At 41.2% G+C, this 11,652-nt stretch carries 12 protein-coding genes, 1 tRNA gene and 1 rRNA gene; all 14 read left to right on the top strand.

Translation table 11 applies throughout. From position 1 onward, the window contains the following. Positions 1-9: 9 nt before the first annotated feature. Positions 10-375 carry a DUF1667 domain-containing protein gene (locus BLV53_RS11270; RefSeq protein WP_090300897.1) on the top strand — a complete coding sequence of 122 codons (366 nt, stop codon included), beginning with the start codon at positions 10-12 and terminating at the stop codon, positions 373-375. Positions 376-536: 161 nt separating this feature from the next. Then, on the top strand, positions 537-1,592 hold the full coding sequence (locus BLV53_RS11265) for an acyltransferase family protein (protein WP_170830834.1): 1,056 nt from the start codon (positions 537-539) through the stop codon (positions 1,590-1,592). Positions 1,593-1,615: 23 nt separating this feature from the next. After that, on the top strand, positions 1,616-3,775 hold the full coding sequence (locus tag BLV53_RS11260; RefSeq protein ID WP_090300893.1) for a Tex family protein: 2,160 nt from the start codon (positions 1,616-1,618) through the stop codon (positions 3,773-3,775). 305 nt (positions 3,776-4,080) lie between these two features. Next, complete coding sequence (locus BLV53_RS11255) at positions 4,081-4,584, top strand: YcxB family protein (protein WP_090300889.1); 504 nt, start codon at positions 4,081-4,083, stop codon at positions 4,582-4,584. Beyond that, complete coding sequence (gene tsaE / locus BLV53_RS11250) at positions 4,581-5,012, top strand: tRNA (adenosine(37)-N6)-threonylcarbamoyltransferase complex ATPase subunit type 1 TsaE (RefSeq protein ID WP_090300887.1); 432 nt, start codon at positions 4,581-4,583, stop codon at positions 5,010-5,012. The genes BLV53_RS11255 and tsaE overlap by 4 nt, the downstream gene beginning before the upstream one ends. Positions 5,013-5,016: 4 nt before the next feature. Continuing rightward, positions 5,017-5,727, top strand: coding sequence for a tRNA (adenosine(37)-N6)-threonylcarbamoyltransferase complex dimerization subunit type 1 TsaB (gene tsaB, locus BLV53_RS11245; RefSeq protein WP_090300885.1), 711 nt, complete (start codon positions 5,017-5,019; stop codon positions 5,725-5,727). Further along, the gene (gene rimI / locus BLV53_RS11240) at positions 5,727-6,167 is read left to right on the top strand and encodes a ribosomal protein S18-alanine N-acetyltransferase (RefSeq protein WP_090300883.1); all 441 of its coding nucleotides are present in this window, start codon (positions 5,727-5,729) and stop codon (positions 6,165-6,167) included. The genes tsaB and rimI overlap by 1 nt, the downstream gene beginning before the upstream one ends. Before the next feature lie 184 nt (positions 6,168-6,351). Beyond that, the gene (locus tag BLV53_RS11235; RefSeq protein WP_090300881.1) at positions 6,352-7,263 is read left to right on the top strand and encodes a ribonuclease Z; all 912 of its coding nucleotides are present in this window, start codon (positions 6,352-6,354) and stop codon (positions 7,261-7,263) included. Between the two features lie 2 nt (positions 7,264-7,265). Then, the gene (locus tag BLV53_RS11230) at positions 7,266-7,850 is read left to right on the top strand and encodes a DUF6715 family protein (RefSeq protein ID WP_090300879.1); all 585 of its coding nucleotides are present in this window, start codon (positions 7,266-7,268) and stop codon (positions 7,848-7,850) included. Further along, positions 7,840-8,865: a tRNA (adenosine(37)-N6)-threonylcarbamoyltransferase complex transferase subunit TsaD gene (tsaD, locus tag BLV53_RS11225; protein ID WP_090300876.1), complete on the top strand. Its 1,026-nt coding sequence runs from the start codon at positions 7,840-7,842 to the stop codon at positions 8,863-8,865. Before BLV53_RS11230 ends, tsaD begins: the two co-directional genes overlap by 11 nt. 49 nt (positions 8,866-8,914) lie before the next feature. Then, positions 8,915-9,616, top strand: coding sequence for a 2-C-methyl-D-erythritol 4-phosphate cytidylyltransferase (gene ispD, locus BLV53_RS11220; RefSeq protein WP_090300874.1), 702 nt, complete (start codon positions 8,915-8,917; stop codon positions 9,614-9,616). A 120-nt stretch (positions 9,617-9,736) separates the two neighbouring features. Next, positions 9,737-9,822: transfer RNA gene (locus BLV53_RS11215), tRNA-Ser, on the top strand. 87 nt (positions 9,823-9,909) lie between these two features. After that, complete coding sequence (locus tag BLV53_RS11210; protein ID WP_090300872.1) at positions 9,910-10,932, top strand: threonine aldolase family protein; 1,023 nt, start codon at positions 9,910-9,912, stop codon at positions 10,930-10,932. Positions 10,933-11,367: 435 nt separating this feature from the next. Then, positions 11,368-11,652, top strand: a 16S ribosomal RNA gene (locus BLV53_RS11205); the annotation flags it as partial.

The raw sequence follows: 11,652 nt of genomic DNA, 5'->3' as shown, positions 1-11,652 counted from the left end.
GAAGATAAAATGGAAAAAAGAGAGTTAACATGTATCGGCTGCCCAATGGGTTGTGCGATTACAGTAGAATTAGAAAATGGTGAGGTTACATCTGTAACAGGTAACACCTGCAAAAGTGGAGAGAATTACGCTAAAAACGAGGTAACTCATCCAGAGAGAACAGTTACATCTACAGCTGTTATCCTAGGCGGCGACAAGCCTCGTGTATCAGTCAAAACAAAGTCCAACATTCCAAAGGACAAAATAGCTGATGTAATGAAAGAGATTGATGCAGCAGTTATGAAGGCTCCAATTCATATTGGAGACGTGGTAGTAAAAGATGTCTGCGGAACAGGGGTAGATGTAGTAGCTACACGAAACGTAGAAACCATCTAGCCATTTAGCCTTCAGCGATAAGTGAAAAGTGTCGCCTTTTAGGTGACGGATGAATCATGCAATTAAAAGCAAGTAGAAACCATCTGTATTGGTTTCTGCTTGCTTTTTTATGCCCTGTTTTACTATACTTATTAAAGAAATTTTTTAAAGGAGCTTTCCTAATGAAGAAGCGAATATTCGGTTTAGATATACTTAGAGTAATAGGGGTATTGTTTATTTTTGCCTATCACTACACCATAAGCTATCTGCTTACAGCAGGCGGCCAGGAGAAAATCATGGCCGACATGAATTATTTTTTCAATATCATGGCCAGACCGGCCAGCATTTCTCTGTTTCTGATTTCAGGCTACGCCCTGATGCACAACCATGAGGAAAACATCCCTCTAAAGGATTATTTTATCAGGCGCTTCAAGGGTATTTACATACCTTTTTATGTAGCATATTTCATGATGTTTTTCTTATATTTCTTTGTGAATAACAAGACCCCTGGCTACTATTCCAGAACCTATACATTTATAGATACTATTCTGGGTATTGATGGTGTTATGAACCAGCTCCATTCCAATTTCTACATGATAGGAGAGTGGTTTATGTCCTGCATTGTCATATGCTATTTGCTGTTCCCTCTTTTGTCCAGACTGCTTCACAGGTTTGATAAAATCACTTTGGCAGCGTTAGTTATCTGGTCGGCATTTGTCCTTTACGTACGAAATCCATTCCCACTTGAGGTATTTAAAAATCCGCTTTTTGTAGTGGTATATTTTTATCTTGGCATGTTCCTGTACAAATATTTTGGCGACAAAACATTCTCGCCTCCAGCCAGGACTATCAGCCTGATTATATTCATAGCAGCACTTGTTTATTTTATGATTGCAGGCTATATGCCACAAATGATGCCTGTTGATTTTTCGTTGGAAATCAAAGAAATATTCTATGCAGCCATGGCTATCACACTGTTTGTACTCTTGAGGGATGTTGATGTTTCCCCAGAAAAAACATTCTATAAAGTGATAGCATACATATCCAAAATCAGCTGGTATGTTATACTTACACATCATGCAATCATGATATTATTCTTCTATTATCGTGACGTGACAGACTATGGTAATAAAGACTTTGTGGTGCTGTTTATGCTTTTCGTTATACTTAGCACCCTTGCAGCAGAAATAGTAATGCGTACATCCAATTGGATAAAGAAAAACGCGTTTAACAAATAATTAATAGAAAAGAGAGTTAAAGTATGGATATTACTAAACAAATAGCATCCGAGCTTCAGGTAAGACAGGCTCAGGTAGATGCAGCAGTACAGCTTTTGGACGAAGGAAACACAGTCCCTTTTATTTCAAGATATCGTAAGGAAGTAACAGGGGGCTTAAACGACGAGCAACTTCGTGCCCTTTCAGAACGTCTTACGTATTTACGTAATCTTGAAGATAAAAAGGCTACTTGTCTTGCTTCAATTGAGGAACAGGGACTTCTCACAGAGGAGCTTAAAAAAGCTATCTTAGAGGCAACTACTCAGGTTGCAGTTGACGATTTATATCGTCCATACAGACCAAAGCGTCGTACCCGCGCAACCATCGCAAAGGAAAAGGGCTTAGAGCCACTTGCCAATATCATCATTCTCCAGATGACAAATAAATCACTTGAGGAAGAAGCTAAAGCCTTCATTAATCCGGAAAAAGAGGTGACCACTGCAGAGGATGCTATCGCAGGAGCATGCGACATCATTGCTGAAAGCATTTCAGATGACGCAGATTATCGTACATGGATTCGCGAAAAGACTTTTAAAAATGGTCGCATCGTATCTAAAGCAAAGGATGCAGAGGCAGAATCCGTTTACGAAAATTACTACGATTATGATGAAGCTATTGCAAAGCTTCCTGGACATCGTATCCTTGCTCTCAATCGTGGTGAAAAGGAAAAGATTCTAAAGGTATCTATAGAAGCCCCAGTAGAGGATATACTTAGATATTTAGAAAAAAAGATTATCACAAAGGATAACGTAAATACGAATCAGGCTCTTATCACTACTATCGAAGATGCCTACACAAGACTTATTGCGCCATCAATAGAAAATGAAATCAGAAACAATCTTACAGAGGTTGCAGAGGATGGAGCTATCAAGGTATTCGGTAAAAACCTTACACAGCTTCTTATGCAGCCTCCAATCGCAGGACGAAATGTACTGGGTTGGGATCCAGCCTTCAGAACAGGTTGCAAGATTGCAGTAGTCGATGCTACAGGAAAGGTGTTGGATACCACTGTTGTTTACCCAGCAGCTCCTCAGAATAAGGTGGAAGAAACTAAAAAAGTTATCAAAGCCCTTATTAAAAAATACAATGTATCCCTTATTTCTCTGGGGAATGGAACGGCCAGCCGTGAGTCAGAGCAGATTATTGTAGACATGTTAAAAGAGATACCTGAAAAGGTAGAATATATCATCGTTAACGAAGCCGGTGCATCTGTATATTCAGCCAGCAAGCTTGCTACGGAGGAATTTCCTAATTTCGATGTAGGACAGCGTAGTGCCACATCAATGGCACGCCGTCTTCAGGACCCACTTGCAGAGCTTGTTAAAATCGATCCAAAGTCAGTTGGTGTAGGACAATATCAGCACGACATGAATCAAAAGAAATTGGACGAAACATTAGCAGGTGTAGTTGAGGATTGCGTTAACGCAGTTGGTGTGGATCTTAACACAGCATCTGCATCTCTCTTAGAATATGTGTCTGGTATCAATAAGACCATTGCGAAAAATATCGTAGAGTACCGTGAAGCTAATGGCCGTTTCAATTCAAGAGCGGAGCTTAAAAAGGTACCAAAGCTTGGACCCAAAGCCTTCGAACAGTGCGCAGGCTTTATGCGCATCATCGGTGGAAAGAATCCTCTTGATGCCACAGCGGTACACCCAGAGAGCTACGATGCTGCAAAAGCCCTTCTTGAAAAATTAGGCTTTAACACCAAAGATATAGCTGCAGGTACACTTAAGGATATCCACAAAAGTATCTCTGATATCAAGGCTTTATCCACAGAACTTGGTGTTGGTGAGATGACTTTAGAGGATATCGTTAAAGAACTTGAAAAACCGGGACGTGATCCACGTGAGGACATGCCAAAGCCAATCCTAAAAAGTGACGTCCTTGAAATGAAGGATCTTAAGCCTGGAATGCAGCTTAAAGGTACAGTTAGAAATGTAATCGACTTTGGTGCATTCATAGACATCGGTGTACACCAGGATGGTCTTGTGCACATTTCGCAGATGACAGACCGCTATATCAAGCACCCACTAGAGGTTGTTTCAGTTGGTGACATTGTAGATGTAGAAGTTTTGTCAGTTGATGAGAAAAAAGGACGTATAGCGCTGACTATGAAGCTTAATAAAGAAAAGAAGAACTAAGAAAACTTAAAGGTTTAAGTCTTGTAATCATACACAGTTTTCTGGTTTGAAAATTGTTATAATTTTACAAAATAATACCCTAAAAGGCCGCTTCTGTTGACATTATTAGACATAATACCTATACTTTTCAATATAGAAAAGTAACAGTGAGTGTGCTTTTTAGGAGATATGGTTTGAGTGAGTCGTTAGGGGTTTCGGCTCACTTTTTTTGTGTATAAAATTTGGACAAATGGCAACTTTTTTGTGGTTGCTATTTTTTTAACGGCATTTATGGTAAACTAATAAAAAATAGGGAGATTCTGATTATGAACAACATCAAGTTTAGCGTTAGGATTAATGAGCAGGATTTATACAGATTTAATTTATTTCACACATATACCTCCACTCAAGGGATTCTTTCGGTGGTGCTATTTGTTCTTTTAATAGCAGTTTGGATTATGCGTTTTTCAATGCTTTCTCCAATATATCGCCTGTTTTATCCTCTGGTAGCCATCATATTTCTTGTCTACATCCCTGGCAGTCTAAAGCTCAGGGTTAAAAATCAAATGACTCAGGAGGTGTTCAAGCATCCCCTTACTTATGAGCTGACAGAATCAGGCATTATGGTTTCTTCACCAGCTTCAGAGGATCCTGCAGAGCTTCCATGGGAATACATCTACAAGATTTCCACCTGGAAAGAATACCTGCTTATTTACAGCAATCGTGTCAATGCATACATCATCCCAAAGGAAGATATAAAGGATGTGTATAGCCCGACAATCGATTACATCAAAAAACACGTAGAGGATTATAAACTACAGATAAAATGATAGAAGTTTTTGAAACAAATACACCAGAAGAAACAGAAGAGGTAGGCCGTAAGCTTGCGGAAGAATCAACTCCTGGTCAGGTTTTCACCCTTATAGGTGACCTTGGCGTTGGTAAAACAGTATTCACCCAAGGCTTTGCAACAGGCCTCAATATCGATGAAGCCATTTGCAGTCCAACCTTCACTATAGTGCAGGAATACGACACAGGCAGGCTTCCTTTCTATCACTTCGATGTTTACCGCATCGGTGACGTAGAGGAGATGGATGAAATCGGCTACGAGGATTATGTTTATGGAGATGGAGTATGTCTTATTGAATGGGCAAACCTCATCCAGGAAATCCTTCCAGAGCACTACATCCAGATCACAATAGAGAAAAATCTAGAAAAAGGATTCGACTATCGTAAAATCACGATAGAGCATATATAGAACAATGAAAATATTAGGAATAGATGGCTCAGGCCTTGTTGCCTCAGTAGCCATTGTAGAAGATGACAATTTAATCGGTGAGTACACTACAGGATACAAAAAGACTCACTCTCAGACGCTGCTTCCTATGCTGGATGAGCTTTCAAAGATGGTAGAACTTGATTTGAACACTCTTGATGCCATTGCTGTTGCAGCAGGCCCAGGCTCATTTACAGGTCTTAGAATCGCTTCAGCCACAGCCAAGGGATTAGGTCTTTCACTAGGATGCCCTATTGTATCAGTTCCCACAGTGGATGCCATAGCGTTTAATCTTTGGGGCAGTGACACTTTGATTTGCCCAATCATGGATGCCAGACGAGGACAAGTTTACACCGGTCTATACAGTTTTGAGGCAGATGGCCAGTTTACAGTTGTTAAACCACAGTGCGCAGTGGACTTCGCTGAAATAGCAGACCAAATTAATAAAACCGGGCAGCCAGTCACATTCCTTGGGGATGGTGTGTCAGTTTTCACAGATAAAATATCAGAACTTATCACAGTTCCTTACAGATTTGCACCAGCTCACCTTAATCGTCAGCATGCTTCTTCTGTAGCAACTCTTGGAAAGCTTTACTACGAAAATGGTGACTGCGAACCAGCAGCAGACCATAGACCTGAATACCTTAGATTATCTCAGGCTGAGCGCGAACGCATGGAAAAGGAAGGAAAAGCTTAATGGCTTTTGATTTTAGATATGCCACGATAGATGACATAGAAAGTATTGCAGCTATAGAGCTTGCCTCCATGAGCAATCCATGGAAAGCAGATGCCTATCAGGAAGCTGTAGGTTCAGACCATGCCTTTGTCATGGTGGCAGAGCAGGGTGGGAAAATAGCGGGCTTTGCAGTTTTTTACTTGACTCCACCAGAGTCAGAACTTCCCGATATCGTAGTTTCACAGGAATACAGAGGCCAGGGCCTTGGCAGGATGCTGCTTACCCATTGCTTTGAGGAACTTCGTGCAAAATCCATCGAAACTATTTTCCTGGAGGTAAGAGTTTCAAACGCCCCAGCCCGAGCACTCTACGAGCACCTAGGCTTTGAATCCATCGGCACCCGCAAATACTTCTATTCCAACCCAACCGAAGACGCCCTATGCATGCGCATAGACATATAGAAATATTAAAGCCTTCCCCTCAGAGGGGAAGGTGGCCCGCCAGGGCCGGATGAGGTGGAAAGCCTTCCCCCTCTGGGGGAAGGTGTCAGCGCCAGCTGACGGATGAGGGAGTACCTACCGCCTTAAACAAACTTCCATCTTTACCAATCATCCAACACCCTTTTTAGAAAGGACCCTACAAAAAATGCTAGACATATGCTTACTAGGCACCGCCGGCATGATGCCTCTCCCAAACAGGTGGCTTACCTCATGCTTATTCAGATTCAACGGCGAAGGCCTTCTTATAGATTGCGGCGAGGGTACTCAAGTTGCCCTGCGTGAGGCAGGCTTCTCCCCAAACCCCATTTCAGTAATATGCCTTACTCATTATCATGCTGACCATGTCAGCGGTTTACCAGGCCTATTGCTTTCCATGGGCAACTCAGACAGAACAGAGCCCATTACAATCATTGGCCCTAAAGGGCTTGAGCGTGTGGTAAATTCTCTTAGAGTTATCGCACCTGAATTACCATTTGAAATTAATTTTCACGAGTTGACACAGCCAGACGAACGTATTGAAATTCTTGGCTATCACATACATGCTTTTAAAGTCAACCACAATGTGCTGTGTTACGGCTACACTATAGATATCCCTAGAAAAGGCCGTTTTGACGTAGAAGCAGCCAGATCTCTAGGCTTGCCTGTTACTCTATGGAACCCACTTCAAAAAGGCAGTTCCGTAGAATTTGAAGGTAAAACCTACACCCCAGACATGGTGATGGGTCAGGCCAGAAAGGGAATCAAAGTTACATATTGTACTGATACAAGACCTACAAAATCTTTAGTAGAAGCAGCAGACTCTTCAGATCTTTTGATATGTGAAGGTATGTATGCCGAAGAGGACAAGCTTGCAAAAGCAAAGCAGAATAAACATATGACTTTCTATGAAGCGGCCCAAGTGGCAAAGGAGGCAGGTGTCAACGAACTTTGGCTCACCCACTTCTCGCCATCCATGACAGGTCATAAAAGATACATGAAAGCGGTTTGTGATATTTTCCCACAGGCAAAACTTGGGGAGGACGGTAAGTTTCTAGAGCTCGATTTTGCGGAGGAATAAGCATGAAAAAGGTACTGCGAATAGGAATAGCGGTTATCTGTATGGTTTCTTTGATAGTGGGTTACTATGCCTATCTGTCACATCGAAATGATACAGCCCGTGCTGATGAAAACGTTGAACTTTCCGAGGTTCAAGCTATTATTTCCAAAAACTTTAGTACGGATTATCCTGCCACTCCTAGAGCAGTTGTCAAATGGTACAATCGAATAATTACAGCCTACTACGGTGAAGAATTCAATCAAAATCAGCTAGAACAAATGGTAGACCAGGCTCGTACTCTTATGGATGATGAACTTCTTCAATACAATCCAAGGGATACCTATGTGGCATCTCTGAATCTGGAGATTGAGGATTATCATAATAGATCCAGAACGATAGTATCTTCCACTGTCAGTGATTCAAAGGAAGTTCAATTCAAAACTATCAACGGATATGAGTGCGCATTTGTTCATGCCTATTATTTTATTAGAGAGGGCAGTTCCTATGACAGAACCTATGAGGATTTCTGCCTAAGAAAAGATTCAAAAGGACGCTGGAAGATTCTCACCTGGAGACTGTCTACAGAGGATGAAATAAATGGATACTAAAGAAATAAAAATACTCGCTATAGAAAGCTCCTGCGATGAAACAGCGGCGGCGGTAGTTATCAACGGACGAGATGTTAAAAGTAATGTGATATCCACACAGATACCACTTCATACACTATACGGAGGAGTTGTTCCTGAAATCGCTTCCCGCAAACATATTGAACGAATTAATCAAGTTATCGAGCAAGCGCTCGATGATGCTGATATGGGGCTTGATGACATGGATGCCATAGCAGTCACCTATGGACCGGGCCTTGTTGGAGCTCTTCTTGTAGGCGTAGCTGAAGCAAAGGCTATTGCATTTGCAACAGGTAAGCCTCTTATTGGTGTTCACCACATCGAAGGCCACATCAGTGCAAACTATATCGAAAATAAAGAATTAAAGCCACCATTTCTGTGCCTTGTTGTCTCAGGTGGTCACACCCATCTTGTCAGGGTTGCAGACTATGGTAAATACGAAATATTAGGTCGCACCAGAGATGATGCGGCTGGAGAAGCTTTTGACAAAGTGGCTCGTGCCATAGGCTTGGGGTACCCAGGCGGGCCTAAAATCGAAAAGGCGGCCCATGAGGGAGATCCTTTTGCCATTCAGTTTACACGACCAAAAGTTACTGATGGAGTTTACGATTTCTCCTTTAGTGGTCTTAAATCTCAGGTTCTAAATTATATAAACGGAGCCCAAATGAAGGGAGAGACCATCAACGAAGCGGACGTCGCAGCATCATTCCAACAGACGGTAATTGACACTCTTTGTGAGCATGCAGCTTTAGCTATCGATGAATTTGGTATGACCAAATTCGCCATAGCAGGCGGTGTTGCCTCAAATCAAACACTTCGCGCAGCAATGGTACAGATGTGCAAAGAAAAAGGTGTTGAATTTTATCATCCTTCACCTATACTGTGCACAGATAATGCAGCTATGATTGGCGCAGCAGCTTACTATGAGTTTTTAGCAGGACGTCGTGATGGTTGGGATTTAAATGCTATCCCTAATCTTAAATTAGGGGAGCGTTAGACTTTACTTATAGACGGGATGTCGCCGTATGTAACTCAAGAGGTATAAAATGAACAAATTTACAGCCATAGTTCTTGCGGCCGGAAGTGGCAAACGCATGGAACAGGACATTCCAAAACAATATATGAAACTAGGCGGTGTTCCATTAATGGTTCACTGTCTTCGTACCTTTCAGCAGAGCAAATGTACCCAGATTGTTCTCGTAGTAGCTCCTGGTGATATCGAAAAATGTCGTACAGAAATAATTGAAAAATATCACATTGATAAATGCATAGCTATAGTTGAAGGAGGAGAAGAGCGATATAATTCTGTTTACTCAGGACTTCAGGCTATAGATGATGGTTATGTTCTGATTCACGATTGTGCCAGAGCATTTGTAACTACAGATATTATCCACAGATGTATGTCTGCAGTAACTCTATATGAATCATGTGTGGTAGGAATGCCTACAAAAGATACAGTAAAACTCACGGATGACAGCCGTAAAGTACTGGATACCCCAGAGAGAAAAAATGTATGGATTGTGCAAACGCCCCAATGTTTTGAGTATACGCTGATAAAATCTGCCTACGATAAGGTAATAGCTGACGCAGATACATCTATTACTGATGATGCTATGATAGTGGAAAAAGCAACTAATCATGATGTACACATGATAGAAGGCTCCTACACAAATATCAAAGTTACAACACCTGAAGATGTGGCGTTCGGAGAGGCTATTTTAAGCTTCAAAAGACAAGAAAAGACATAAAATGTCGTAATTTTCTGAATTTTAAATTTTAATAAAAAACTTCTCAAATTATGTTGACATATGGTTGAACGGATGATATCATTCTAATCGTGTTCGAGAGATACACAATCAAAAACACATGGAGAGGTATCGAAGTGGTCATAACGAGGCGGTCTTGAAAACCGTTTGTCCGCAAGGGCGCGTGGGTTCGAATCCCACCCTCTCCGTTAAGTATAGGCAATCGCGAAAGCGGTTGCCTTTTGTTTTAGACGTATATAGAAATGCACAGCTTTAGATGTATGGAGATTGCCGCGATGTTATACTTTTCATGTGATTATGCAGAGGGATGTCACTCTAGAGTTTTGAAGGCTTTAAGTGATTCAAATATGATTTCAACACCAGGTTACGGCGAGGATGATTTTTGCAGAGCAGCGAAAACTAAAATAAAAGAATATATTAATTGTCCTAATGCCGATATTTATTTTCTCGTAGGTGGAACACAGACTAATCAGGTTGTCATAGATTCAATGTTATCTAATTATGACGGTGTAGTTGCTGCAGCCACTGGACACGTAGCTGTTCATGAGGCAGGAGCTATAGAATACAGTGGCCATAAGGTCATCACATTACCAGCTCACCAGGGCAAGCTTGACGCAGATGAACTTAAACAAATGCTTGTAGACCATTACGCTGATGACAGTTCTGAGCACATGGTAAATCCTGGCATGGTTTACATTTCATATCCTACTGAATACGGAACACTCTATTCACGAACAGAGTTAGAGGCTGTATCATCTGTATGTGCACAGTATAACATCCCACTGTTTATAGATGGTGCGCGCCTTGCTTATGGTCTTGCTGCACAGGATGATCTTTCAATGGCTGATATAGCATCGTATGCAGATGTGTTCTATATTGGCGGAACAAAAGTAGGTGCGTTATTCGGAGAAGCGGTGGTATTCACTAAAGGAAACACACCAAAACACATGATTACTCAAATAAAACAGCACGGTGCGCTATTAGCGAAAGGCCGACTTCTTGGAGTTCAGTTTGCGGAAATGTTTACTGATGACCTGTATATGGAAATGGGAAGTCATGCCATAGAACAAGCTAATAAAATTAGAGAATGTCTCAAAACTAAAGGGTATACTCTGTTCATGGAAAATCCAACCAATCAAATATTTGTAGTGATGGATAATGAATCCCTCAAAGAATTTGGTCAGAAAGTTGTATATGGGTTCTGGGAGAAGTACGATGAAAGTCATACTGTAGTCAGAATTGCTACTAGCTGGGCTACATCTGACGATTCAGTTGAGGCTCTTATGGCTATACTGTGAAAAATGTTTAAAATATCTAAAAAACTTGTTGACACGATATCAGCTGGATGCTATTATAAACAAGCTGTCGCGAGAGATTAAAGCCTTTAAGTGAAGTTTATGTTATCTCATGACAAACGCACAAAATAGAAAAAGCGCTTGACAAAAAGTTGGGCAAATGATACTATTTACAAGCTAACTCTTCTAGGTTGGCAGAATGATTTCAAAAGAAGTTAAATAAAATTGTTGACAAACAGCTAGCATCGTGGTAATATAAACGAGTTGCTGCTGAAAGCAACAAATAAGAAGATTGATAACTGAACAGTGAAACAAACCTTGAATTAATACAAGTTTTTAAAACATGTATCCTTGAAATTCATTTAGTTTCTAGACGAAACAATACAAACCTTTATTAGTAAACAAGTCAGTTTTATACTGATTCGGAATTAAACTTTTTAACATGAGAGTTTGATCCTGGCTCAGGATGAACGCTGGCGGCGTGCTTAACACATGCAAGTCGAACGAAGCAGTTTATTACGATCCCTTCGGGGTGACGATTTACTGACTGAGTGGCGGACGGGTGAGTAACGCGTGGGTAACCTGCCTTGTACAGGGGGACAACAGTTGGAAACGACTGCTAATACCGCATAAGCGCACGATGTCGCATGACAAAGTGTGAAAAGATTTATCGGTACAAGATGGACCCGCGTCTGATTAGCTAGTTGGTGAGGTAACGGCCCA

Origin of the sequence: Pseudobutyrivibrio sp. ACV-2 (assembly GCF_900107545.1) — a bacterium.
Taxonomy (GTDB): domain Bacteria; phylum Bacillota; class Clostridia; order Lachnospirales; family Lachnospiraceae; genus Pseudobutyrivibrio.
This window is presented reverse-complemented; position numbering and strand designations above follow the sequence as displayed.

Bases quoted from the DNA above. Each gene is read 5' to 3' on its own strand.
- BLV53_RS11270 (WP_090300897.1), top strand. From the start codon at position 10: ATGGAAAAAAGAGAGTTAACATGTATCGGCTGCCCAATGGGTTGTGCG.
- BLV53_RS11230 (WP_090300879.1), top strand. From the start codon at position 7,266: ATGAAAAAGGTACTGCGAATAGGAATAGCGGTTATCTGTATGGTTTCT.
- BLV53_RS11265 (WP_170830834.1), top strand. From the start codon at position 537: ATGAAGAAGCGAATATTCGGTTTAGATATACTTAGAGTAATAGGGGTA.
- rimI (WP_090300883.1), top strand. From the start codon at position 5,727: ATGGCTTTTGATTTTAGATATGCCACGATAGATGACATAGAAAGTATT.
- tsaE (WP_090300887.1), top strand. From the start codon at position 4,581: ATGATAGAAGTTTTTGAAACAAATACACCAGAAGAAACAGAAGAGGTA.
- BLV53_RS11260 (WP_090300893.1), top strand. From the start codon at position 1,616: ATGGATATTACTAAACAAATAGCATCCGAGCTTCAGGTAAGACAGGCT.
- BLV53_RS11235 (WP_090300881.1), top strand. From the start codon at position 6,352: ATGCTAGACATATGCTTACTAGGCACCGCCGGCATGATGCCTCTCCCA.
- tsaB (WP_090300885.1), top strand. From the start codon at position 5,017: ATGAAAATATTAGGAATAGATGGCTCAGGCCTTGTTGCCTCAGTAGCC.
- BLV53_RS11210 (WP_090300872.1), top strand. From the start codon at position 9,910: ATGTTATACTTTTCATGTGATTATGCAGAGGGATGTCACTCTAGAGTT.
- tsaD (WP_090300876.1), top strand. From the start codon at position 7,840: ATGGATACTAAAGAAATAAAAATACTCGCTATAGAAAGCTCCTGCGAT.
- BLV53_RS11255 (WP_090300889.1), top strand. From the start codon at position 4,081: ATGAACAACATCAAGTTTAGCGTTAGGATTAATGAGCAGGATTTATAC.
- ispD (WP_090300874.1), top strand. From the start codon at position 8,915: ATGAACAAATTTACAGCCATAGTTCTTGCGGCCGGAAGTGGCAAACGC.